Source organism: Pukyongiella litopenaei (assembly GCF_003008555.2).
Lineage (GTDB): Bacteria > Pseudomonadota > Alphaproteobacteria > Rhodobacterales > Rhodobacteraceae > Pukyongiella > Pukyongiella litopenaei.
Genome location: NZ_CP027665.1, coordinates 1,736,680 through 1,758,773, shown reverse-complemented (window position 1 = coordinate 1,758,773; position 22,094 = coordinate 1,736,680). Strand labels below are relative to the sequence as shown.

Genomic DNA, 22,094 nt, shown 5'->3' with positions numbered 1-22,094 from the left:
CGCTTAGCGGGGCTCGACCACGCCGACCACGGGCCCCATCGCGAACCCGACATCGTTGCGACCGATCGCCGGTGCGTAGAGACGCGAGATATTGCCGTCGAAATAGAGCGCCTCGGGCAGGTTCAGCACATCGCGGAACAGGCTGCCGAATTCGTGAAACGTGACCGCATTGCGCGAGATGGCAAAAACGGCGCGCCGGCCATCCGCGCTGGTGCCGACGCCGTTGCGGATGTAGCGCGACGTGCTGTCAATCAGGAATCGCGGGTGCAGGTCCCCGCCGATCACCAGCATCGGTCCCGATTGGGTGGCATAGCGGCAGTCGGGCCGGGCTTCGGCAAAGCTCAGGGTTTCGATCACGTCGGCGCGGCCCGCGCGGATGCAGAACACGCCATTGGGCACCAGCCCGAAATTGCCCGGCCCGGCGCTGGTGACGATCCCGGCGATCTCGGCGCCGTTCTCGACATAAAGCCCGACCGGCCTGCGGTCATCGTGATACATGCCGGCATTCATGGCAAAGGCCAGCCTGCCGCCATCCGCCGCCAACTGGTTGTCGATCGCCCCGAACTGGCCCAGCAGGCCGCCATCGGGCCCGTTCAGGAACAGGCGCAGGTCCGCGGTCGCGGCATCGACCTCGCAGACGGTATAGCCGTTGCCCGCGTGGTCGACATCGCGGCAGTCGACGGCCTGCGCCGGGGCGGCGGCCCAGGTTGCCAGCACGGTCGCCATCACGATCGCCAGCGCGCGGATCATTTCTCGACGTCCCGGCGCACCTCGTCCTGCGACAGCATCCGGCGGGTGTCGTCCATCTGGTCAAAGGTTTCGTCCAGCTTGAACCGCAGCTCGGGCGCGAATTTCAGGGTCAGCTTCTTCGACACGATATGGCGCAGCTCGCCGCGGTTGCGGTGCAGCAGGTCCAGCACCGTGTCCTGCCCCTGGCCGCCCAGCGGCAGCACATAGGCGGTGGCCACGCGCAGGTCGGGCGAGGTGCGGACCTCGCCCACGGTGATCGACAGCCGGTTGAGGTCCGGGTCATGCACATCGCCGCGCGCGAGAACGTCCGACAGCGTGCGCCGGATCAGTTCGCCGACGCGCAGTTGCCGTTGCGACGGGCCGGGCCCGTCATGAAACCTGTTCTTTGCCATGGTCGTGATCTACGCCCATCGGCAGGCTTTGCCAAGCGGTGCGCGATTGGTTAGGGACAACGCAGCAGGACAGGGGAACCGCATGACACATCTTCCGGGTATCGTGGTCACCGGCGCGTCGGGCCGGATGGGGCAGATGCTGGTGCGCACCGTGGCGCAGAGTGGCCGCGCGCGCCTGGCCGCCGCCGTCGAACGGCCGGGGCATGACTGGGTCGGCGCCGATATCGGCGAGGCGATGGGCGGTGCGGCGCTGGGGGTCACGGTGACGGATGACCCGCTCGAAGCCTTTGCCCGTGCCCAGGCGGTGATCGACTTTACCGCGCCGCAGGCCTCGGTCGAGTTTGCCGCGCTGGCCGCGCAGGCCCGCGCCGTGCATGTCATCGGCACCACCGGCCTGAGCGACGACCAGATCGCGGCGCTGGAACCGGCGGCGCGCCATGCGGTGATCATCCGCGCCGGCAACATGAGCCTGGGCGTCAACCTGCTGGTCGGCCTGACCCGCAAGGTCGCGGCGGCGCTGGACGCCGATTTCGACATCGAGGTGATCGAAGCCCATCACAACCGCAAGGTGGATGCGCCGTCGGGCACCGCGCTGATGCTGGGCGAGGCCGCCGCCGAGGGGCGCGGCGTCACGCTGGCCGAGGCCGCCGACCGGGGGCGCGACGGGATCACCGGCGCGCGCGAACGCGGGCATATCGGGTTCTCGGCCATTCGCGGCGGTGACATCGTGGGCGAACATGACGTGCTGTTCGCGGCACCCGGCGAGCGGATCGTCCTGCGCCATGTCGCAACCGACCGCGCGATCTTTGCCCGCGGCGCGTTGCGGGCCGCGCTCTGGGGTCAGGATCGCGCGCCGGGGCAGTATGACATGGCCGATGTCCTGGGGCTCTAGCAGCCCCGGACCGGGTTCGTCACCGGATCAGGTCGAACGGATCAGCACCTTGTTGGACCGCAGCGCCTCGGCGATGCGGGTATATTGCGCGGTCTTGTCGGACGACCCGGCGGCACTGCGCAGCAGCAGGGTTTCGGCCTCGTCGAGGATCGCGGTGGCCTGTGCGTTGACATCCGCGGCGGCCGGGGCGGCAACCGGGGTCAGCGGGCGGCTGGTGCGGATGGTGGTGCTGCCGCTGGTGGTGCTGGCCTTGCCGCGCGGCAGGGCGCGGTCGCGATTGTCACGCGCCAGTTTCTGGAGCTTGCCCGAAGTGTCGGACAGGATGCTGCGCACTTCGGCATAGTCGTCGCCGGTGTTGCCTTCGAGGTCCATCTGGTCGGACACGGCATCCAGCCGCTCGGCCAGGCAGTCCACCACATAGGCCTTGTTCTCGAGCTTGCCGCAGAATGCGCGCGCCGCGGCGAGCCCGTTGACGACCAGCTGGGTGAAGTTGGGCGAACCGAACTGGGATGAGGGCACCACGACCGTGTAGAGCGCGCCGGGCGCCTGCGCCCAGACCGGCGCCGCCTGCAGGGCAAGCGCGGAAGAAGCCGCGAGGGCAATGAAGGTTCGTGTCATGCGCAACATCTGAAAATTCCCGTCGTCCTGAAACACCGAATGCACGTTCACGTTGCCGGATCGCGGCGCGAACGCTAGTCTGATCGGATACTATCACGAATCGTTGGTGTGGCTATGGGCAAAATAATTCAAGCAGTTGCTATGATCTCGGCGGTCGCGGCGTCCGGTTCCGCGGCGCTGGCACAGGTGCCCGCGGGGGCCGTTGCCGAGGCGCGGACGCGCGGCGTCTGCGGCGCCGGTACGGTCGTTTCGGCCGAATATATTCCGGGCAACCTGCTGCGAGCGACCTGCCGCCAGAATTCCTCGGGCGAAACCGCCGCGGATCAGGGCTTGCCCGATGAGCTGTGGGGCGGGCTGAGCACCGAGGCGCTGATCAGCGTTGCCATCACCGGCGTGGTTCTCGGCGTGGCGCTGGGCAGCGACGGCGAAGACGGAGCGGCCGGCACGACCACCGATGAAGGCAGCGTCAGTTTCGCTGAATAGGGCGCCCATGACAGGCCTGTGACCGGCCCGTGACCGCTCAGAAGTCGATCGCGATCCCTTTCTTTTCCCAGTCGCCATAGCGGGCCGGGTCGGGCCCGTCACGGCCGCCCAGTTCGGTTGGCGGCGGCGCGGCCCCAGCGGCCTCGGCCCGGCGGGCTTCGGCCTCGGCCAATGCCCGGCGGGCGGCGGGCGGCAGGTCCTTTTGATCCGGTTGATCCTGTGTGTCGGTCATTGCGGCTGTTCCTTTGTCCGTCCCGTGATATACGCCGCAGCCGGGCCGGGGCAAGGCGGAGCAAGGGCATATGTCGGATATGGGCGTCGATGCGCGGCGCGGGGCGGTGGCCCTGCTGGACAAGGTTCTCGGCGAAGGCCGGATGCTGTCGGATGTCACCGAGTCCCTTGACCGGCTGAGCGGACCCGACCGGGCGCGGGCGCAGCGGCTGGCCACCGACACGCTGCGCGGGTTGGAACGCGCCGACCGGCTGCTGAACAAACACCTGCGCAAGGCACCGCCGCTGCATGTGCGCAACGCGCTGCGGGTCGGGACGGTCGAGCTGTGCACCGGGGCGGCGGCGCATGGCGTGGTCAATGCGATGGTGCAGGTCGTCGGCCGCCATCGTCGCCATGGCCAGCTCAAGGGGCTGGTCAACGCGGTGCTGCGCAAGATTGCCGCCGAGGGGCCCGAGGCCTGGAACAAGTTGCGGGTGCCGCGCCTGCCGAAATGGCTGCGCGGCCCGCTGACCCAGGCCTGGGGGCCGCAGGCGGTTACCGCGATGGAGGCGGCGCATTTTGCCGGCGCGCCGCTGGACCTGACCGCGAAACCGGGCATCGACCTCACCCAGTCCCTGACCGGGGCCGAATCCCTGCCCACCGGGTCGCTGCGGCTGGCGCAGCCGGGGCAGATCTCGGCGCTGCCGGGCTATGAGGCGGGCGACTGGTGGGTGCAGGATGCCGCGGCGGCGCTGCCGGCACGCATTCTGGATGCGCAACCGGGCGAATCGGTGCTGGATCTCTGTGCCGCGCCGGGGGGCAAGACATTGCAGATGGCGGCGGCGGGCGCGGATGTGGTGGCCGTGGACATCTCGGACCGGCGGCTCGGACGGCTGCGCGAAAACCTGGCCCGAACCGGGCTGCGGGCGGATATCCGCACCGGTGACGCGCTGGAGATGACCGGCGTCTATGACGCGGTGCTGCTGGATGCGCCCTGTTCGGCCACCGGCACCATCCGCCGGCACCCGGATCTGCCACATGCGCGCGACGGGGCCGAGATCTGCGGGCTGATCGCGCTTCAGGCGCGGATGCTGGCCCATGCGCTGACGCTGCTGAAACCCGGCGGGCGGCTGGTCTATTGCACCTGTTCGCTGCTGCCCGACGAAGGCGAGGTGCAGGTCGAGGAGGCGCTGGCGGCGCATCCGGGCCTGGTCGCCGATCGCGCGGCGCTGTCGCGGCCCGGCATCGATCCGGCCTGGATCACCGAAGAGGGCGGGTTGCGGCTGCGCCCGGATTACTGGCCCGAACGCGGCGGCATGGATGGGTTCTACATCGCCTGCCTGCGCCGGGACGGCTGACCGATGCGCCCGCGCCGGCGCGGCAAAACAAGCCGTTCAATCCGGCGCGGCGATAGGGTATGCGGCGTCCCAGAGACCCAATCCGCAAAAGGACCATCCGCACCATGACCGACCAGACACCGATTCGCCGGGCGCTGCTCTCTGTTTCCGACAAGACCGGGCTCGCCGATCTGGGTCGTGCGCTGGCCGCGCGCGGGGTGGAGCTGCTCAGCACCGGCGGCACCGCGCGGGCGCTGCGCGATGCCGGGCTCGACGTGCGCGACGTGTCGGAGGTGACCGGGTTCCCCGAGATGATGGATGGCCGGGTCAAGACCCTGCATCCGATGGTGCATGGGGGGCTGCTGGCGCTGCGCGACGATGCCAGCCACGTCGCCGCCATGGAACAGCACGAGATCGGCCCGATCGACCTGCTGGTGGTCAACCTCTATCCGTTCGAGGCCACCGTCGCCGCCGGAGCCGGTTACGACGACTGCGTCGAGAACATCGACATCGGCGGGCCCGCGATGATCCGCGCGGCGGCCAAGAACCACGCCTTCGTCACGGTCGTGGTCGATGTCGAGGATTACGCGGCGGTTCTCGAGAACATGGACGCGCATGGCGGTGCCACGAGCCTTGAGTTCCGCCGCGGGCTGGCGCAATGCGCCTATGCGCGGACCGCGGCCTATGACGCGGCGGTGTCGACCTGGCTGGCCGGGGCCGCCGGGGTTGATACGCCGCGCCGCCGGGCCTTTGCCGGGACGCTGGCGCAGGGCTTGCGCTATGGCGAGAACCCGCATCAGCGCGCGGCCTTCTACACCGATGGCAGCGCCCGGCCGGGGATTGCCACGGCGGTTCAGCACCAGGGCAAGGACCTGAGCTACAACAACATCAACGACACCGACGCCGCGTTCGAACTGGTCAGCGAATTCGCGCCCGAAAACGGCCCGGCCTGCGCGATCATCAAACATGCCAATCCCTGTGGCGTGGCACGCGGCAAAACGCTGAGCGACGCCTATCAGCGGGCATTCGACTGCGACCGGACCAGCGCCTTTGGCGGCATCATCGCGCTGAACGGCACGCTGGATGCCAGAACCGCCGAGGCGATCACCGGCATCTTCACCGAGGTCGTCATCGCGCCCGACGCGGATCAGGCGGCCCGCGACATCTTTGCCGCCAAGAAGAACCTGCGCCTGCTGACGACCGGCGGGCTGGCCGATCCGCGCGCCGCCGCGCTGGCCTTCCGGCAGGTGTCGGGCGGTATCCTGGTCCAGGACAAGGACACCGGCCATGTCGATGCCGGGGATCTCCGGGTGGTGACGAAACGCGCGCCGTCCGATGCGGAACTGGCCGATCTGCTGTTTGCCTGGACGGTGGCCAAGCATGTGAAATCCAACGCCATCGTCTATGTGAAGGACGGCGCCACGGTGGGTGTCGGCGCCGGTCAGATGAGCCGCGTGGACAGCACCCGCATCGCCGCGCGCAAGGCGCAGGACATGGCCGGCGTGCTGGATCTCGCGGAAACGCCGACCCGGGGGTCGGTGGTCGCGTCGGATGCGTTCTTTCCCTTTGCCGACGGGCTGATCACCGCCGCCGAGGCCGGGGCGACGGCGCTGATCCAGCCCGGCGGGTCGATGCGCGACGACGAGGTGATCGCCGCCGCCGACGAGCTGGGGCTGGCGATGGTCTTTTCCGGCATGCGGCATTTCAGGCACTGAGACGATGCGCTGGGGATTGCTCATCTGGTCCGCGATCGCGGCGTTGCTGGTCGACCAGGTCAGCAAATACTGGGTGGTGCATGGGCTGGAACTGGCGCGCAAACGCGCCATAGATGTCTATCCGCCGCTGCTGAATTTCCGCTACGGCGAAAACCGGGGCATCAATTTCGGCCTGTTCGACAGCGAAACCGACGCCATGCGCTGGGTGCTGATCGTGTTTTCGCTGGCGGTGATCGCCGCGGTCCTGATGTGGCTGCGCCGGCAGCAGCCGCGCTGGCCGTTGCTGGTGTCGGGCGGGCTGCTGGCGGGCGGCGCGCTGGGCAACGTGGTCGACCGGTTGTGGTATGGCTATGTCCTGGATTTCCTGAACATGTCATGCTGCGGCTTCGACAACCCGTTCGTGTTCAACCTGGCGGATGTGTTCATTTTCGCCGGTGCCGCCGGCCTGCTGCTGTTCGAAGGCCGCAACGGGGTGAAAACGCCCCGTGACGGGCCGCGGGATATGCGCTAAACACGCCGGGAACAGGCAGGAGACGTTACATGCGGTTGCCTTTTTCGGCGATCCTTCTGGCAGGCTTGATGACCGTTGCCGCGTGCTCGGGCAAGAAGGGCATGCACGACCTGCGGTCCAATTCACCGGGTCCCGACGAATTCATGGTGCTGCCGGTCAAGCCGTTGACCGCGCCGCAGGATTACGCGGTGCTGCCCGCGCCGACGCCCGGCGGGGCCAATCTGACCGATCCGCACCCGCAGGCCGATGCGGTGGCGGCGCTGGGCGGCAACCCGGCCGCGCTGAACGCAACCGGTGTTCCGTCCGCCGACGGCGCGCTGGTGGCGCGGGCCAGCCGGCACGGTGTCCCGCAGAACATCCGCAGCACCACCGGCACCGAGGACGCCCAGTTCCGCAAGCAGCAGAAACGGCTGTCGTCGTTCCGCCTGTTCCCGGTCGACCGCTACCAGCAGGCCTATCGCCGCCAGAAGATCAACCCGTTCGAACAGACCGACCTGTTCCGCAGCTACGGCATCGCCACCCCGTCCTCGCCGCCGGTGCGCGAGTAACCGCGATCGGCCCGGGGTCGCGCCCGCCGGTGCCGCCGGTCACATAATCGCCATCGCTTCTTGATCTTGCGCCGGTGCGCCCTCAGGTTGACGCCGGTGAACGGAGGTTTCGCAATGTTTCGCAGGGTTCTCGTCCTTCTGACGATCATGGCGGCGATGCCGCTGTCAGCCGGGGAAAGCGCCGGGTTCGGCAAGGAGGCGGTGACCAGTTTCACGCTGGACAACGGATTGCAGGTGGTGGTGATCGAGGATCATCGCGCCCCGGTGGTGCAGCACATGGTCTGGTATCGCGCCGGCTCCGCCGACGAACCGCGCGGGTCGTCGGGGGTTGCGCATTTTCTCGAACATCTCCTGTTCAAGGCCACCGAGACGCTGGCGGCGGGCGAATTGTCGGCCACCGTGGCCGCCAATGGCGGACAGGACAACGCCTTCACCAGCTATGACCAGACCGCGTATCACCAGCGCGTCGCCGCCGACCGGCTGGGCCTGATGATGCAGATGGAAGCCGACCGGATGCGGAACCTGCACCTGACCGAACGCGACATCGAAACCGAACGCCAGGTGATCCTGGAGGAACGCAACCAGCGCACCGAGAACAACCCGCGGTCGCTGTTTTCGGAACAGAAACGCGCCGCGCAGTATCTCAACCACCGCTACGGCGTGCCGGTGATCGGCTGGAAACACGAGATGGAAACGCTCGACCTGGACGATGCGCTGGGGTTCTACCACCGCTATTACGCCCCCAACAACGCCATCGTGATCGTGTCGGGCGATGCCAATCCCGACGAGGTGCGCAGGCTGGCCGAGGAACATTATGGCCCGCTGGCCCCGACCCCCGATCTCGGCCCGCGCGCGCGGGCGCAGGAACCGCCGCAGACCGCCGCGCGGCGGCTGACCTATCGCGATCCACGGGTCGCGCAGCCCTATCTCAGCCGGTCTTACCTGGCCCCCGAACGCGACAGCGGCGCGCAGGAACAGGCCGCCGCGCTGACCCTGCTGTCCGAGCTGCTGGGCGGCGGCACCACGTCGTTCCTGTCCGAGACGCTGCAGTTCCGCGACAAGCTGGCGGTCTGGACCGGCGCCTATTACACCGGCACGTCGCTCGATGACACCACCTTCGACCTGATCGTGGTGCCCGCCGAAGGCGTCACGCTGGAGGCCGCCGAGGCCGCGCTGGACGCCGAACTGGCCGCGTTCATCGAAACCGGGGTTGATGCCGAGGCGCTCGACCGGATCAAGCTGCAACTGCGCGCGGCGCAGATCTATGCCCGCGACAACGTGGACGGCATCGCCAACCGCTATGGCCGGGCGCTGACCAGCGGGCTGACCATCGCGGATGTGCAGGCCTGGCCCGAGATCCTGCAGGCGGTGACCGGCGACGAGATCATCGCCGCCGCCCGCGCCATCCTGCGGCCCGAAACCTCGGTGACGGGCTGGCTGATGCAGGACAAGGAGGTGACGCAATGAAATCCGTGCTGACATTCGTCGCCGCGCTGCTGCTGGCCTGGCCCGCCGCCGCCGCGGTCGAGATCGAGGAAGTGACGACGCCCGGCGGGCTGACCGCGTGGCTGGTCGAGGATCATTCGATCCCGTTCACCGCGCTCGAAATCCGGTTTCGCGGCGGCACTTCGCTGGACCGACCGGGCAAACGCGGCGCGGTCTACCTGATGACCGGCCTGCTCGAGGAAGGCGCGGGCGACATGGATGCCCAGGCCTATGCGCGGGCGCAGGAATCGCTGGCGGCGTCCTTTGGCTATGACGCGGGCGACGATTCGGTGACGATCTCGGCGCGGTTCCTGACCGAGAACCGCGATGCGGCGATCGACCTGCTGCGCCAGACCATCCATGCGCCGCGCTTTGACCCCGACGCGGTGGACCGGGTGCGCGCGCAGGTGATCTCGGGCCTGCAGTCGGACGCCAAGAACCCCAATGCCATTGCCGGAAGGGAAATGAGCGCGGCGATCTACGGCGATCACCCCTATGCCAGCCCGGGCGAAGGCACGCCCGCCTCGGTGGCGGCGCTGACCCGCGACGACCTGCTGGCGGCGCATGCGGCGGTGTTCGCCCGTGACCGCATCTATATCGGCGCCGTGGGCGACATCACCGCCGACGAACTGGGGGTTCTGCTCGACGGGTTGCTGGGCGACCTGCCCGAAACCGGCGCGCCGATCCCCGGCGAGGCGGACCTGACCGTGACCGGCGGCACCACCGTGGTCGATTTCGACACGCCGCAATCCGTGGCGCTGTTCGTGCAGCCGGGTATCGAACGGGACGATCCCGATTTCTTCGCCGCCTACATCCTCAACCACATCCTGGGCGGGGGCGGGTTCGAATCGCGCCTGATGACCGAGGTGCGGGAAAAGCGCGGGCTGACCTATGGTGTCTATTCCTATCTCGCGCCCAAGGACCTGGCCGCGATCTATGTCGGCAGCGTGTCCTCGGCCAATGACCGCATCGCCGAGGCGATCGAGGTGATCCGCGCCGAATGGGCCCGCGCCGCCGCCGATGGCGTGACCGAAACGGAACTGCAGGAGGCCAAGACCTATCTGACCGGGGCTTATCCGCTGCGGTTCGACGGCAATGGCCGGATCGCCGGGATCATGGTGGGCATGCAGATGGAAGGCTTGCCGATCGACTATATCGCCACCCGCAACGACCAGGTGAACGCGGTGACGCTGGAAGACATCAACCGGGTGGCGGGCGCGTTGCTCGACCCCGACCACCTGCATTTCTTCGTGGTCGGCCGCCCCGAAGGGCTGGAGGGCGCCGCAGCGAACTAAGCCGCGGCCCTATTCTCCGTAGGGCACCCAGATGTTCTTGATCTCGGTCGCGGCCTGCAGGAACCGGCGGCTGTGATCCTGCCGCCAGTCGGTGGCCATGCCATTGTTGACCCAGGTCCGTTTCAGGTTCCCGGCCGAGGCGCGTTCGATGTCGCCCGACAGGTCCGAGGACGAGAAGCTCCACACCGCGTCCACGTTCATATGCGCGGCCAGCGGCGGGGCGATTTCGGCGTGATCGCCGGTCAGGATGTTGACCACGCCGCCGGGCACGTCCGAGGTGTCGAGCACCTGGTAGAAATCGGTCGCCGCCAGCGGGAACGGCCCGGACGCCGCCAGCACCACCCGGTTGCCCATCGCGATGGCCGGCGCCATCACCGACACCAGCCCCAGCAGCGGCGCCTCATCGGCGCAGAGCGCGCCGATCACGCCGACCGGTTCCTTCATCGCCAGCGCCACGCCGCGGATCGGCACGCCATGCACCTGCCCGTCATGTTTGTCGGCCCAGGCCGCGGCGGTGAACAGCCGCTGGATCGAGTCCTCGACCTCAGCCGCGCCACCGCGTTTGCCGGTCATCGCATCGATACGCGCGGCGAACTCGCCGGCCCGCGCCGACAGGTTTTCGCCGATGTAATAGAGGATCTGCGCGCGCAGGTGGCCGGTCGTCTTCGACCAGGCGCTGGCACCCGCCGCGGCCTCGACCGCGTTGCGCACATCCTTGCGGTTGGCCAGCCCGACATGGCCCAGCAGGCCCGGTTTCCCCCAGACCGGCCGGGAATAGCCGCCGTCGGGGCGGGCCTGTTTGCCGCCGACATACATCTTGGCGGTGCGGTCGATCGCGTCCGTGGGGGCGCCGTCGCCCGCCATCGGGGCGATCCGCGGCAGCGGTTTGGCCTTGGCCCTGGGCCGTGTATAGGCGGCCAGCCCTTCCCAGCCGCCTTCGCGTCCGAACCCGCTCTCGCGCACGCCGCCGAACCCGGCGGCGGCGTCAAACAGGTTGGTGGCGTTCACCCAGACCACGCCCGCGGCCAGTTTCGGGGCGATATCCAGCGCCAGGTTGATGTTTTCGGTCCACAGGGTCGCCGCCAACCCGTAGCGGGTGTTGTTGGCGATCTCGACCGCCTCGGCCGGGGTGCGGAAGGTGCAGGACACCAGGACCGGGCCAAAGATCTCTTCCTGCATCAGCGGATCGGCGGGGCTGAGACCGGCAATCAGCGTCGGCGGGTAATAGCAGCCGTTTTCCGGCAACACACCGGCGGCGCGGTGCATGGTCCCGGCGGTGTTGGCATCGACCATGCGGGTGATCGCCTGCACCTGGACCGGGTCCACCACCGCGCCCACGTCGATGCATTTGTCCAGCGGGTCGCCCAGCCGCAGCTTGTCCATCCGCGCGCGCAGCCGGTCATGGAACCGCCCGGCGATGCCCTCCTGCACCAGGAGCCGAGACCCCGCGCAGCAGACCTGTCCCTGGTTGAACCAGATCGCATCCACCAGCCCCTCGATGGCGCTGTCGATATCGGCGTCGTCGAACACGATATAGGGCGATTTCCCCCCCAGTTCGAGCGTCAGCGCCTTGCAGCTGCCCGCCGTCGCCTCGCGGATCCTGCGCCCCACCTCGGTCGAGCCGGTAAAGGCGATCTTGTCCACCTGCGCGGCCACGATCATCTCGCCCACCGCGCCGTCGCCGGTGACGATGTTCACCACGCCTTTCGGCAGTCCCGCCTGCTGGCAGATATCCGCGAACAGCAGCGCGGTCAGCGAGGTATATTCCGCCGGTTTCAGCACCACCGTGTTGCCCATCGCCAGCGCCGGCGCGATTTTCCACGCCAGCATCAGCAGCGGGAAATTCCACGGGATGATCTGCCCGCAGACGCCGATGGCGCGTGCATCGGGCAATTCGCTGTCCATCAGTTGCGCCATGCCGGCGTGGTAATAGAAATGACGCTGCGCCAGCGGCACGTCGATGTCGCGGCTTTCGCGCACGGGTTTGCCGTTGTCGAGGCTTTCCAGCACCGCGAACAGGCGGGCATGTTTCTGCAGCAGGCGGGCCTGCGCATAGAGATGCCGCGCCCGACCCTGCCCGCCCAGCGCCTCCCATTCCGGTTGCGCCCGGCGCGCCGCCGCGACGGCGGTGTCGATATCGCCCTGCGTCGCCTGGGTCAGCGTGGCCAGCACGTCGCCGGTGGCCGGGTTGCGGCTGTCGAACCCGTCACCCGGCGCGGTGAACGCGCCGTCGATGAAATGCCCGAACCGCCCGTCGCGCGCGGCGATCCAGTCCCGCGCCTCGGCGGTGCTTTCGGGTGCGGGGCCGTAATCCATGGTCTCGAAGATCTCTTTGACCGTCATCGTCTCACCTCGGGTTCCGCCGGGATCGTTCAGCCCAGCGCATGGCGGTAGCCGGCGGAATAGGCGCCGGTGACATGGTGTTCCAGTTGCCGTTCGATATCGCCCAGCAGCGAACTGGCGCCGAACCGGAACAGGTCGGGTCGCAGCCAGCGGTCGCCCAGTTCGTCTTTCATCAGCGCCAGGTACAGCACCGCGTCCTTGGCCTTGGAAATCCCGCCCGCGGGCTTGTAGCCGACGCGATGGCCGGTGCGGTCGAAATAGTCGCGGATGGCGCGGATCATCACCAGCGATACCGGCAGCGTGGCGTTCACGCTTTCCTTGCCGGTCGAGGTCTTGATGAAATCCGCTCCCGCCATCATGCAGACCAGCGACGCCCGCGCGACATTGCGCAGCGTTCCCAGCTCGCCGGTGGCCAGGATCGCCTTGACATGGGCCTCGCCGCAGGCATCGCGAAACGCGCGCATTTCATCGTATAGCGCCGTCCAGTTGCCGGTCAGCACATGCCGCCGCGAAATCACGATGTCGATTTCCCCGGCCCCGGCCTTCACGCTTTCGCCGATTTCGGCCAGCCGCAGCGGGAACGGCGACAGCCCGGCGGGAAAGCCGGTGCTGACGGCGGCCACCGGAATGCCGGTGCCACGCAGGGCGTCGACCGCCGTTTCGATCATGTCGTGATAGACGCAGACCGCGCCGGTGGTGATCGCGTCCATGCCCAACGCGTCCAGCAGATCGGCGCGCACCGGCTGGCGGGCCTTGGCGCATAGCCGCCGGACCCTGCCCTCGGTGTCGTCGCCCGACAGCGTGGTCAGGTCGATGCAGGTGATCGCCCGCAGCAGCCAGGCCGCCTGGAATGCCTTCTTGACCGACCGCCGCCCCGGCAGGGTCGCCGCGCGGCGCTCGATTGCCGAGGTATTGGCCTGCGCGCCGCGCACCCAGTCGAGATCGAGCGCCATGCCCGGATTGCGCGGCTCGGTCACCTGGGGCAGCTGTGCGCCCAGCGTCACGGCGTCGGTGGTGGTCTGCAATGCGATGCCTCCCGATGGTCGGATGCACGGTCGCACGCCCCCCGATCAAGGGCAAGCGCGCGGTGCAGCCTTTCGCCGCCCCAGCGCATCGCCGGGGTGGCATGCCCGCAACCGAAACCCGCGCATCCCCGCAACAGAGCGGTGGCAGAATCGTATGCGGCCATGCTAGGTATTGGGGTATGGCGTATGATGACCCCAATATAGGCAAGGACCGCCCGGTCATTCGGCAATTGGACGATGCCGCGATCAACCGGATCGCGGCGGGCGAAGTCGTGGAACGTCCCGCTTCGGCGGTCAAGGAACTGGTGGAAAACGCCATCGACGCGGGTGCGGCGCGCATCGCCATCGAGATCGCCGATGGCGGCAAGACGCTGATCCGCGTCACCGATGACGGCTGTGGCATCGCGCCCGGTGATCTGCCGCTGGCGCTGGCCCGCCACGCGACCTCCAAGATCGACGGCACGGACCTGCTCGACATCCACTCCTTCGGTTTCCGGGGCGAGGCGCTGCCGTCGCTCGGGGCGGTCGGGCGCCTGACGCTGACCAGCCGCGCCCCCGGCCATGACGCGGCCATGATCCGGGTCGCGGGCGGAACCATCGAGCCGGTGAAGCCGGCGGCGCTGCGCGCGGGCACGGTGGCCGAGCTGCGCGACCTGTTCTACGCCACCCCGGCGCGGCTGAAATTCATGCGCTCCGACCGGGCCGAAACCCAGGCGATCGCGGATGTGGTGAAACGGCTGGCCATGGCCGAACCGTCGGTCGGGTTCACCCTGCGCGACATGTCGGGCGGGGGCAGCCGCGAAACCTTTCGCGCCGATGCCGAACAGGGCGAGCTGTTCGACGCCCTGACCGCGCGTCTGGCCGGGGTCATGGGGCGCGACTTCACCGACAACGCGCTGCGGATCGACGCCACGCGCGACGGCCTGCGGCTCTATGGGCTGGCGGCGCTGCCCACCTATTCGCGCGGAGCCGCGGTGGCGCAGTTCCTCTTTGTCAACGGCCGGCCGGTCAGGGACCGGATGCTGACCGGCGCCCTGCGCGGGGCCTATGCCGATTTCCTGTCCCGCGACCGCCACCCGGTGGCAGCCCTGTTCATCGATTGCGCCCCGTCGCTGGTGGATGTGAACGTGCATCCGGCGAAATCCGAGGTCCGGTTCCGCGATCCCGGCACGGCTCGCGGGCTGATCGTCTCGGCGCTGCGCCATGCCCTGGCCGGGGCCGGGCACCGCGCCTCGACCACCGTGTCGGGCGCCGCGCTGGGCGCGATGCGCCCCGAACAGACCTCGCCTGCTGGCGCGCGCGTCTATCAGATGGACCGGCCTTCGGCCGCGGCACGGGCGACGGCCTGGACCGCGCAGGCGCCGGGCTTCGACGAGATGCGCAGCGCCTACAGCGGCCGGGTGGTCGAAACGCCCGCCGCCAGCGACGTCGCCCATCGGGCGGAGGAGCGGGCCGCCGAACAGCTGCCGCTGGGGGCCGCGCGCGGGCAGGTGCACGAAAACTACATCATTGCCCAGACCGCGGACGGCATGGTGATCGTCGACCAGCACGCGGCGCATGAACGGCTGGTCTACGAGAAACTCAAACGCCAGATGGCCGAAAACGGCGTTGCCGCGCAGGCGCTGCTGATCCCCGAGATCGTGGACTTGTCCGATGGCGACCGCGCGCTCCTGCTCGACGCCGCGCCCGATCTCGCCCGTTTCGGCCTGACCGTCGAACCCTTTGGCGGCGGGGCGGTGGCCGTGCGCGAAACCCCGGCCGTTCTCGGCGAGATCGATGCCGCCGCGCTGATCCGCGACATTCTCGACGACCTGACCGACCTGGGCACCGCAGCCACCGTGCAGGCGCGGATCGAGGCGATCCTCAGCCGTGTCGCCTGCCACGGTTCGATCCGCTCGGGCCGCCGGATGCGCGCCGAGGAAATGAACGCGCTGCTGCGCGAGATGGAGACCACGCCCCATTCGGGCCAGTGCAACCACGGTCGTCCGACCTATGTCGAACTGAAACTGGCCGATATCGAACGGCTGTTCGGGCGCACATGATCACCGTGGCCGGGCAGTCCTTTCCGCTGGACGATCCGCGCGTGATCGCCGCAGCTGCCGCGATCGGCGCGGTGCTGCTGGTGCTGCTGCTCCTGGTCCTCGCCCTGCGGGCCGCCAGCCGGTCGGCCCGGACTGTTGAACCGCTGGCGCGGCAGATGGCGGCGCTCGGCACCCATGTGCAGCAGCTGGGCCAGGGGCAGGCGCAGCTTCAGGGCGGGCTGCAACAGGTGTCCGACACCCAGGCCAATGCGCAGTTGCAGGTGATCCAGACGGTCGAATCGCGTCTCGCCACGGTCCAGCAGCAGATGTCGGACCGGCTGGCCGACAACGCGATGCGCCAGAACCGGGCGCTGACCGAGATGCAGGAGCGGATGAAAGACACGCTGCACGGGTCGTCCCGGCAGACCGCCACATCGCTCACCGCGCTGCAGGAGCGGCTGGCGGCCATCGACAAGGCCCAGGACAACATCACCAAGCTGTCGGGCGATGTGCTGAGCCTCCAGGATATCCTGTCCAACAAGCAGACACGCGGTGCCTTTGGCGAGATCCAGCTCAACGACATCGTGTCCAAGGCGCTGCCGCCCGATGCCTATACGCTGCAACACACCCTGCCCAACGGCAAACGCGCCGACTGCCTGATCCACCTGCCCAACCCGCCGGGGCCGATCGTGATCGACAGCAAGTTTCCGCTGGAGCCTTACGAGGCGCTGCGCCGGGCCGACGGGCCGGCACAGCTGCAGGATGCCGCGCGGCAGATGAAAACCGCGCTGCGCACCCATATCCGGGCAATTTCCGAGAAATACATCGTCGACGGCGAAACCGCCGACGGGGCGTTGATGTTCCTGCCCTCCGAAGCCGTCTATGCCGAACTGCACGCCAATTTCGCCGATATCGTGCGCGAGGGATTTTCGGCGCGGGTCTGGATCGTGTCGCCGACCACCTGCATGGCCACGCTGAACACCATGCGCGCGATCCTCAAGGACGCGCGGATGCGCGAACAGGCCGGGGCGATCCGCAAGGAACTGGGCCTGCTGCACAAGGACGTGGAACGGCTCGGCGACCGGGTCGGCAATCTCGACCGGCATTTCGGGCAGGCGGCCAAGGATATCTCCGAGATCAAGATCAGCGCCGACAAGGCCGGGCGCCGGGCGCAACGGCTCGACAGTTTCGATTTCGAGGAGATCGCCCCCGATCCGGCACCCGCCGAGATGGTCCCGCTGGAACGGCGCAGGTAACATCCCGCCGCCGCGGGAGTTGACCGGGGAGGTTTATTGAGAGAGATCAAGGATGGTTGCAGCCGTGGTAGTATCACCACGGCAGGCCGATGAAGAGGAGATTGCGCAATGCTGGAAATTTCTGCCCGCAAGGTGGCGCAGGTGGCGATGATGGCCCGCGAACTGCACCGTGCCGAAGGCGAACTGCGCGGCTTCATCGACCGCATGAGCGAGGACGAACAGGCCGAGCTGGTGGCGATCATGTGGATCGGGCGCGAAAGTTTCTTTGCCGATGACCTCGAAGAAGCCATTGCCACGGCCAAGGCCGAGGCCTCGATACCCTGCGCCGACTACCTGATCGGCACCCCGCATCTGTCGGATCACCTGGAAAACGGGCTGGATGCGCTGGGTATCTCGGCCGAGGACGTCGAAAACGACCTGATGTAGGCCCATCTGGCGCCGGCGGGAGCGAGGGGCCAGCCCCTCGCGCTCCCCGGAGTTTATCCGGCAAGATGAAGGGGCGCGGTCAGGGGTGGTGGTGTTCCGTGTCAGAGGCCTTGGACATGTGCCTCGAATGTCGCTCTGGCCCGGCCCCAGACCCCGCTATCCGGGTCGGTCAGGGACAGGAGTGTCGGCAGCAGCTGGCCGGCATAGTCCCGCGAGCTTTCGGCAGGCAGCATCGACGGCAGGTTGTCGATCGCCATCACGTCCAGCACCGGGGCGTCGGCCACGCGGAGCACCGGCGCCTCCCAGCTGGTCGCGCGGTCGTAGACCGGCACCGGGTTGTAATCGCTGTCGGGATCGCAGGCCACGTCGCCGATCACGCTGAGCCGGCGCGGGGCGCCGAGCGCCGCGCGCGGCACGAAGACCGGTGTTCCGGGGCGCGCGAAGATGCAGTTCAGGAACAGGTCGTGATCCAGGATGTCCGGGAACGGACCGCCATGGGCGGTTTCCGCCATGTCCCAGCGGGTGGTTTCGACGCCCATCGCAGTGCACAGATCCGCCGCGCCGGCGCCGACGCGGCCCAGCGCGCCGATCACGATGGCGCGGGGGCGCGGGGCATTGCCCGATACCAGTTCCGCGTCCAGTTCAGCGATCAGCGCATCCTTGTCGGGATAGACGCCGACCGGGCCGCAGATCTGTCCGCGCTGCTGCGCCGCCCAGGCCTTCAGCGTCACCGCCGCGCCGGCGTAGCCGGCCCAGTAGCCGAAGGCTGCGACCCGGCGGCCGGTTTCGTCGACCAGGTATTCCAGGTCGTAGAGCGTGCCGCCGCCGTCACGGAACCGTTCCAGCAGCACCCGGCCCGAATGCTGGCCCTTGAAGGCATGGCCGAACATGATGTGGCGATGGGGCAGCGGCGTGCCGTCCCCGGGCAGTTCCTTCAGCCCGAATATGATCGCGTCGAGCGGGGCCCGGGGCCAGGCGTTTTCGGACGCGATGTCGCAGCCTGCCTGCGCATAGCCGTCGATGGGGATCGCGCGGCTGTGGCTCTGCTCGACCGTGACCCTGATCCCGGCGGCGACCAGGCGCCCGGCCCCGTCGGGGGTCAGGCCCACGCGCTGTTCGTTTTCTCGCTGTTCGGCCCGGACCCAGAGATGCGTCATGGCGGTTCCTTACATATGGGTCTGGGCGAATTGCCGGTCTGGGTTGTCCAGATGCGGCACCGCGTTGAACAGGACCGGGCTGAGCCGGTCCCCGATCGGGTGGAGCCGGTGCATCGACGTGTTCATGATCGCCAGCGCCATCTGCGCCATCGCGCCGGTGTCGAGCCCCAGCGACTGCCGCATCACCATCGAGATCAGCCCGCCCGAGGTCACCACCAGCGCCGGGCCGGGTTCGGCCGCGATATCGGCCAGCGCCCCGCGGACGCGGGCGTCGAAATCGGCAAAGCTCTCGGGCGGGTCGGCGATGTCGCCGCGTTCCCAGGCCGCGAACACCGTCGGCAGGTGGGTCACGAACCCTTCGCGTTCGTCCGGCAGCGGCAGGCCGTGCTGTTGCTCCATCGCCTGGGCAAGGTTGAAATATTCCAGTTCGTTCAGCCGTTCGTCCTGCACGATCTGCGCCTTCAGCCCCATCGAGGCGGCGGTTTCCCGATGCCGGTTCAGGGTGCCGCACCAGATCCGCGTATGGGTGTCCGGCAGGGTGGCGAGATGTTCGCCCAGCCATTGCGACTGGCGGTGGCCGAGCGGGCTGAGACGGTCGTATTCGGTTTCGCTGCGGGCCTGCGTATTGGCCTGTCCGTGGCGAATGAGCGTGATCTGTGACATGTGGCGCCTGTTTTGGTTTCGCCCGGTTTAGGCCACTGTTGCGCGGCTGGAAAGGGCGGGAGCCTCCGGCGGGAGTTTTTCGGGCAAGATGAAGGGGCGGCGGTGGCGCAAAACGGGCCGCCGATGTCGAAAACGGTGGACTCGCCCCGGCGCCGCCATGATGTAAGGTGGGGGCAGCGATGGAGGCGGGCATGTCGGAGAAGGTGAGGTTCGTTCTGGACGGTCGGGACGTGGAGGCCGATCCGGGTCAGACCATCTGGGAAGTGGCCAATGGCCGCGGGCTGGTCATCCCTCACCTGTGCCACAAACCGGCGCCGGGCTATCGACCGGACGGCAATTGCCGCGCCTGCATGGTGGAGATCGAGGGCGAGCGCACGCTGGCCGCGTCCTGCATCCGCGAACCATCGGAGGGGATGGTGGTCAGCACCGCCTCGCTGCGGGCCGAGGCCGCCCGAAAGATGGTGGTCGAGCTGCTGTTGGCCGACCAGCCCGCCCGCGACGAGGCCCGTGACCGGTCGAGCCACCTGTGGGACATGGCCGGGTTGGCCGGTGTCGCGGAAAGCCGGTTTCCCCCGCTCGAGCCGGCGCGTGTGCCGTTGCTGGACGACAGCCATGTGGCGATGCGGGTCAATCTCGATGCCTGTATCCAGTGTGGCCTGTGCGTGCGGGCCTGCCGCGAGGTGCAGGTGAACGATGTGATCGGCATGGCCAGGCGCGGTCACGGGGCCTATCCGGTGTTCGACATCGCCGACCCGATGGGGGCCAGCACCTGTGTCGCCTGCGGTGAATGCGTGCAGGCCTGTCCGACCGGCGCGCTTATGCCGGCGACCGTGCTCGATGGCGACCAGCGGGGCGACAGCGCCGATTTCGACCGCGAGGTGCAGAGCGTCTGTCCGTTCTGCGGTGTCGGTTGCCAGATCAGCCTGAAGGTCAAGGACGGGCGGGTGAAATTTGTCGAGGGCGCGCCCGGCCCGGCCAACGAGAACCGGCTCTGCGTCAAGGGGCGGTTCGGTTTCGACTATATCCACCATCCGCACAGGCTGATGCGGCCGCTGATCCGGCGCGAGGATGCCCCGGCCAAGGGGCTGAACGTGGATCCGGGCAACTGGCAGGAAGTGTTCCGCGAGGCCGGCTGGGACGAGGCGCTGGACGCCGCGGCGGCGGGGCTGAAGGGGCGCGGGCGCGAAGTCGCCGGCTTTGGCAGCGCCAAATGCACCAACGAGGAAGCCTATCTGTTCCAGAAGTTCATCCGCCAGGGCTTTGGCCACAACAATGTCGACCACTGCACCCGGCTTTGCCATGCGTCCTCGGTGGCGGCGCTGCTGGAAAATGTCGGCTCGGGCGCGGTCACGGCCACCTTCAACGAGATCGAAAATGCCGATGTGGCGATCGTGATCGGCGCCAACCCGGTCGAGAACCACCCGGTCGCCGCCACCTATTTCAAGCAGTTCGCCAAGCGGGGCGGCAAGCTGATCGTGATGGACCCGCGCGGCGTGGGGCTGCGCCGGTTCGCGTCGCACATGCTGCAGTTCCGCCCCGGTGCGGATGTGTCGATGCTGAACGCGATCATGAACGTGATCGTCGAGGAAGGATTGTATGACCGCCAGTATATCGAGGCGTTCACCGAGAACTGGGAGGCCGAAAAGGCGCATCTGGCCCGGTTCAGCCCGGAAGACATGGCGCCGGTCTGCGGTATCGACGCCGCGGTGCTGCGTGACGTGGCCCGCACATTTGCCGGGGCGAAATCGGCGATGATCTTCTGGGGCATGGGCGTGTCCCAGCATGTTCACGGCACCGACAATTCGCGCTGCCTGATCAGCCTGGCGCTGATGTGCGGGCAGGTGGGCCGCCCCGGAACCGGCCTGCATCCGCTGCGGGGGCAGAACAACGTGCAGGGCGCCTCGGATGCGGGGCTGATCCCGATGTTCCTGCCGGATTACCAGAGCGTGACCGATGACGGGGTGCGGTCGGCCTTTACCGAGGTGTGGCAGTCCGACGATTTCAGCGCCGAGGCGGGTCTGACCGTGACCGAGATCATGGATGACGTGCACGCGGGCAACATCCGGGCCATGTATGTTCTGGGCGAGAACCCGGCTATGTCGGACCCCGACGTGGATCATGCCCGCGCTGCGCTGGCCCGGCTCGATCATCTGGTGGTGCAGGATATCTTTCTCACCGAGACGGCGAATTATGCGGACGTGATCCTGCCCGCATCGGCCTTTGCCGAGAAATCGGGCACCGTGACCAACACCAACCGCCAGGTGCAGATGGGCCGCCCCGCCGTGGCGCCGCCGGGCGAGGCGCGCGAGGACTGGCGTATCGTCGTCGACCTGGCGCGGCGCTGCGGGCTGAGTTGGAGCTATGACAGCCCCGCCGACGTGTTCGCCGAGATGAAGCTCAACATGCCGTCGCTGGACAATATCAGCTGGGACCGGCTGGAGCGGGAAAACGTCGTCACCTACCCGTCGCTTTCGCCCGAGGATCCCGGCCAGGCGATCGTGTTTGCCGACGGGTTCCCGCGCGATGGCGGCCGGGCGCGGTTCACCCCGGCCAGCATCGTCCCGCCGGACGAGGCCCCGGATGCGGATTATCCGATGATCCTGACCACCGGGCGCCAGCTGGAACACTGGCATACCGGGTCGATGACGCGCCGGTCGGCGGTGCTGGATGCGGTCGAACCCGAAGCGAATTGTTCGCTGCATCCCTCCACCCTGCGCAAGCTGGGCGTGGAACCGGGCGGGATGCTGCGCCTGACCACGCGCCGGGGCTCGGTCGAGGTCATGGCGCGGGCCGATCGGGCGGTGGCGCCCGACATGGTGTTCCTGCCCTTCGCCTATGTCGAGGCGGCGGCGAATATCCTGACCAACCCGGCGCTGGACCCCTATGGCAAGATCCCCGAGTTCAAGTTTTCCGCCGTGCGGGTCGAAGACGCCCGGCGCCCGGCGGCTGCCGAATAGGCCCGGACGT

General features: G+C 68.3%; 20 protein-coding genes. 12 read left to right on the top strand and 8 right to left on the bottom strand.

Features of this window, described 5'->3' with window-relative positions; translation table 11 throughout:
* Nucleotides 1–3: 3 nt before the first annotated feature.
* The gene (locus C6Y53_RS08765; protein ID WP_106472087.1) at nucleotides 4–750 is read right to left on the bottom strand and encodes a phosphodiester glycosidase family protein; all 747 of its coding nucleotides are present in this window, start codon (nucleotides 748–750) and stop codon (nucleotides 4–6) included.
* Nucleotides 747–1,142 carry a 30S ribosome-binding factor RbfA gene (gene rbfA, locus C6Y53_RS08760; protein WP_106472086.1) on the bottom strand — a complete coding sequence of 132 codons (396 nt, stop codon included), beginning with the start codon at nucleotides 1,140–1,142 and terminating at the stop codon, nucleotides 747–749. Before rbfA ends, C6Y53_RS08765 begins: the two co-directional genes overlap by 4 nt.
* Nucleotides 1,143–1,224: 82 nt before the next feature.
* Here rbfA and dapB point away from each other — a divergent pair, with 82 nt between their 5' ends.
* The gene (gene dapB, locus C6Y53_RS08755; RefSeq protein ID WP_106472085.1) at nucleotides 1,225–2,034 is read left to right on the top strand and encodes a 4-hydroxy-tetrahydrodipicolinate reductase; all 810 of its coding nucleotides are present in this window, start codon (nucleotides 1,225–1,227) and stop codon (nucleotides 2,032–2,034) included.
* Between the two features lie 27 nt (nucleotides 2,035–2,061).
* Here dapB and C6Y53_RS08750 read toward each other — a convergent pair whose 3' ends face one another.
* On the bottom strand, nucleotides 2,062–2,652 hold the full coding sequence (locus C6Y53_RS08750) for a hypothetical protein (RefSeq protein WP_106474022.1): 591 nt from the start codon (nucleotides 2,650–2,652) through the stop codon (nucleotides 2,062–2,064).
* Nucleotides 2,653–2,793: 141 nt separating this feature from the next.
* On the opposite strand from C6Y53_RS08750, the gene C6Y53_RS08745 reads away from it, so the two are divergent.
* Nucleotides 2,794–3,135, top strand: a complete 342-nt coding sequence (locus C6Y53_RS08745) for a hypothetical protein (protein ID WP_106472084.1) — start codon at nucleotides 2,794–2,796, stop codon at nucleotides 3,133–3,135.
* A gap of 37 nt (nucleotides 3,136–3,172) precedes the next feature.
* Here C6Y53_RS08745 and C6Y53_RS08740 read toward each other — a convergent pair whose 3' ends face one another.
* A complete protein-coding gene (locus C6Y53_RS08740; protein WP_106472083.1) occupies nucleotides 3,173–3,367 on the bottom strand; it encodes a DUF1674 domain-containing protein in 195 nt (64 codons plus the stop codon).
* Between the two features lie 70 nt (nucleotides 3,368–3,437).
* Here C6Y53_RS08740 and C6Y53_RS08735 point away from each other — a divergent pair, with 70 nt between their 5' ends.
* The 6 genes from C6Y53_RS08735 to C6Y53_RS08710 all read left to right on the top strand — a co-directional run bounded on the left by C6Y53_RS08735 (nucleotide 3,438) and on the right by C6Y53_RS08710 (nucleotide 10,236).
* Entirely contained in the window at nucleotides 3,438–4,703 is a 1,266-nt protein-coding gene (locus C6Y53_RS08735; protein WP_106472082.1) for an RsmB/NOP family class I SAM-dependent RNA methyltransferase, read from the top strand.
* A 104-nt stretch (nucleotides 4,704–4,807) separates the two neighbouring features.
* The gene (gene purH / locus C6Y53_RS08730) at nucleotides 4,808–6,397 is read left to right on the top strand and encodes a bifunctional phosphoribosylaminoimidazolecarboxamide formyltransferase/IMP cyclohydrolase (protein WP_106472081.1); all 1,590 of its coding nucleotides are present in this window, start codon (nucleotides 4,808–4,810) and stop codon (nucleotides 6,395–6,397) included.
* Nucleotides 6,398–6,401: 4 nt separating this feature from the next.
* Nucleotides 6,402–6,908, top strand: a complete 507-nt coding sequence (lspA, locus tag C6Y53_RS08725; RefSeq protein WP_106472080.1) for a signal peptidase II — start codon at nucleotides 6,402–6,404, stop codon at nucleotides 6,906–6,908.
* Nucleotides 6,909–6,937: 29 nt separating this feature from the next.
* Nucleotides 6,938–7,456 (top strand): DUF3035 domain-containing protein, encoded by a 519-nt coding sequence (locus tag C6Y53_RS08720; protein ID WP_106472079.1) that lies wholly within the window; start codon nucleotides 6,938–6,940, stop codon nucleotides 7,454–7,456.
* Between the two features lie 147 nt (nucleotides 7,457–7,603).
* Nucleotides 7,604–8,923, top strand: a complete 1,320-nt coding sequence (locus C6Y53_RS08715; protein ID WP_244615001.1) for a M16 family metallopeptidase — start codon at nucleotides 7,604–7,606, stop codon at nucleotides 8,921–8,923.
* The gene (locus C6Y53_RS08710) at nucleotides 8,920–10,236 is read left to right on the top strand and encodes a M16 family metallopeptidase (protein WP_106472077.1); all 1,317 of its coding nucleotides are present in this window, start codon (nucleotides 8,920–8,922) and stop codon (nucleotides 10,234–10,236) included. The genes C6Y53_RS08715 and C6Y53_RS08710 overlap by 4 nt, the downstream gene beginning before the upstream one ends.
* A 9-nt stretch (nucleotides 10,237–10,245) precedes the next feature.
* On the opposite strand, the gene C6Y53_RS08705 is transcribed toward C6Y53_RS08710, so the two are convergent.
* Together C6Y53_RS08705 and deoC are read right to left on the bottom strand one after the other, a co-directional pair.
* Nucleotides 10,246–12,579, bottom strand: a complete 2,334-nt coding sequence (locus C6Y53_RS08705; RefSeq protein WP_106472076.1) for an aldehyde dehydrogenase family protein — start codon at nucleotides 12,577–12,579, stop codon at nucleotides 10,246–10,248.
* A 29-nt stretch (nucleotides 12,580–12,608) separates the two neighbouring features.
* Nucleotides 12,609–13,604 (bottom strand): deoxyribose-phosphate aldolase, encoded by a 996-nt coding sequence (gene deoC / locus C6Y53_RS08700; RefSeq protein WP_244614979.1) that lies wholly within the window; start codon nucleotides 13,602–13,604, stop codon nucleotides 12,609–12,611.
* 179 nt (nucleotides 13,605–13,783) lie between these two features.
* On the opposite strand from deoC, the gene mutL reads away from it, so the two are divergent.
* From mutL to C6Y53_RS08685, 3 genes are all read left to right on the top strand, one after another.
* Entirely contained in the window at nucleotides 13,784–15,646 is a 1,863-nt protein-coding gene (gene mutL, locus C6Y53_RS08695; RefSeq protein WP_106472075.1) for a DNA mismatch repair endonuclease MutL, read from the top strand.
* Entirely contained in the window at nucleotides 15,643–16,881 is a 1,239-nt protein-coding gene (locus C6Y53_RS08690) for a DNA recombination protein RmuC (RefSeq protein WP_106472074.1), read from the top strand. Before mutL ends, C6Y53_RS08690 begins: the two co-directional genes overlap by 4 nt.
* A 108-nt stretch (nucleotides 16,882–16,989) precedes the next feature.
* The gene (locus C6Y53_RS08685; protein WP_106472073.1) at nucleotides 16,990–17,307 is read left to right on the top strand and encodes a DUF3775 domain-containing protein; all 318 of its coding nucleotides are present in this window, start codon (nucleotides 16,990–16,992) and stop codon (nucleotides 17,305–17,307) included.
* A gap of 101 nt (nucleotides 17,308–17,408) precedes the next feature.
* Here the strand turns inward: C6Y53_RS08685 and C6Y53_RS08680 are convergent, their stop codons facing one another.
* Nucleotides 17,409–18,464, bottom strand: a complete 1,056-nt coding sequence (locus C6Y53_RS08680) for a saccharopine dehydrogenase (protein ID WP_106472072.1) — start codon at nucleotides 18,462–18,464, stop codon at nucleotides 17,409–17,411.
* A gap of 9 nt (nucleotides 18,465–18,473) precedes the next feature.
* Complete coding sequence (locus tag C6Y53_RS08675; protein ID WP_106472071.1) at nucleotides 18,474–19,127, bottom strand: histidine phosphatase family protein; 654 nt, start codon at nucleotides 19,125–19,127, stop codon at nucleotides 18,474–18,476.
* A gap of 191 nt (nucleotides 19,128–19,318) precedes the next feature.
* On the opposite strand from C6Y53_RS08675, the gene fdhF reads away from it, so the two are divergent.
* The gene (gene fdhF, locus C6Y53_RS08670; protein ID WP_106474020.1) at nucleotides 19,319–22,084 is read left to right on the top strand and encodes a formate dehydrogenase subunit alpha; all 2,766 of its coding nucleotides are present in this window, start codon (nucleotides 19,319–19,321) and stop codon (nucleotides 22,082–22,084) included.
* Nucleotides 22,085–22,094 lie beyond the last annotated feature (10 nt).

Excerpts from the sequence above, each read along its gene's own strand:
- rbfA (WP_106472086.1), bottom strand. The coding sequence starts at position 1,142 with ATGGCAAAGAACAGGTTTCATGACGGGCCCGGCCCGTCGCAACGGCAA.
- purH (WP_106472081.1), top strand. The coding sequence starts at position 4,808 with ATGACCGACCAGACACCGATTCGCCGGGCGCTGCTCTCTGTTTCCGAC.
- C6Y53_RS08680 (WP_106472072.1), bottom strand. The coding sequence starts at position 18,464 with ATGACGCATCTCTGGGTCCGGGCCGAACAGCGAGAAAACGAACAGCGC.
- C6Y53_RS08720 (WP_106472079.1), top strand. The coding sequence starts at position 6,938 with ATGCGGTTGCCTTTTTCGGCGATCCTTCTGGCAGGCTTGATGACCGTT.
- C6Y53_RS08765 (WP_106472087.1), bottom strand. The coding sequence starts at position 750 with ATGATCCGCGCGCTGGCGATCGTGATGGCGACCGTGCTGGCAACCTGG.
- C6Y53_RS08690 (WP_106472074.1), top strand. The coding sequence starts at position 15,643 with ATGATCACCGTGGCCGGGCAGTCCTTTCCGCTGGACGATCCGCGCGTG.
- C6Y53_RS08740 (WP_106472083.1), bottom strand. The coding sequence starts at position 3,367 with ATGACCGACACACAGGATCAACCGGATCAAAAGGACCTGCCGCCCGCC.
- fdhF (WP_106474020.1), top strand. The coding sequence starts at position 19,319 with ATGTCGGAGAAGGTGAGGTTCGTTCTGGACGGTCGGGACGTGGAGGCC.
- C6Y53_RS08705 (WP_106472076.1), bottom strand. The coding sequence starts at position 12,579 with ATGACGGTCAAAGAGATCTTCGAGACCATGGATTACGGCCCCGCACCC.
- C6Y53_RS08715 (WP_244615001.1), top strand. The coding sequence starts at position 7,604 with ATGGCGGCGATGCCGCTGTCAGCCGGGGAAAGCGCCGGGTTCGGCAAG.
- C6Y53_RS08735 (WP_106472082.1), top strand. The coding sequence starts at position 3,438 with ATGTCGGATATGGGCGTCGATGCGCGGCGCGGGGCGGTGGCCCTGCTG.
- dapB (WP_106472085.1), top strand. The coding sequence starts at position 1,225 with ATGACACATCTTCCGGGTATCGTGGTCACCGGCGCGTCGGGCCGGATG.
- mutL (WP_106472075.1), top strand. The coding sequence starts at position 13,784 with ATGGCGTATGATGACCCCAATATAGGCAAGGACCGCCCGGTCATTCGG.
- C6Y53_RS08710 (WP_106472077.1), top strand. The coding sequence starts at position 8,920 with ATGAAATCCGTGCTGACATTCGTCGCCGCGCTGCTGCTGGCCTGGCCC.
- C6Y53_RS08750 (WP_106474022.1), bottom strand. The coding sequence starts at position 2,652 with ATGACACGAACCTTCATTGCCCTCGCGGCTTCTTCCGCGCTTGCCCTG.
- C6Y53_RS08685 (WP_106472073.1), top strand. The coding sequence starts at position 16,990 with ATGCTGGAAATTTCTGCCCGCAAGGTGGCGCAGGTGGCGATGATGGCC.
- C6Y53_RS08745 (WP_106472084.1), top strand. The coding sequence starts at position 2,794 with ATGATCTCGGCGGTCGCGGCGTCCGGTTCCGCGGCGCTGGCACAGGTG.
- lspA (WP_106472080.1), top strand. The coding sequence starts at position 6,402 with ATGCGCTGGGGATTGCTCATCTGGTCCGCGATCGCGGCGTTGCTGGTC.
- C6Y53_RS08675 (WP_106472071.1), bottom strand. The coding sequence starts at position 19,127 with ATGTCACAGATCACGCTCATTCGCCACGGACAGGCCAATACGCAGGCC.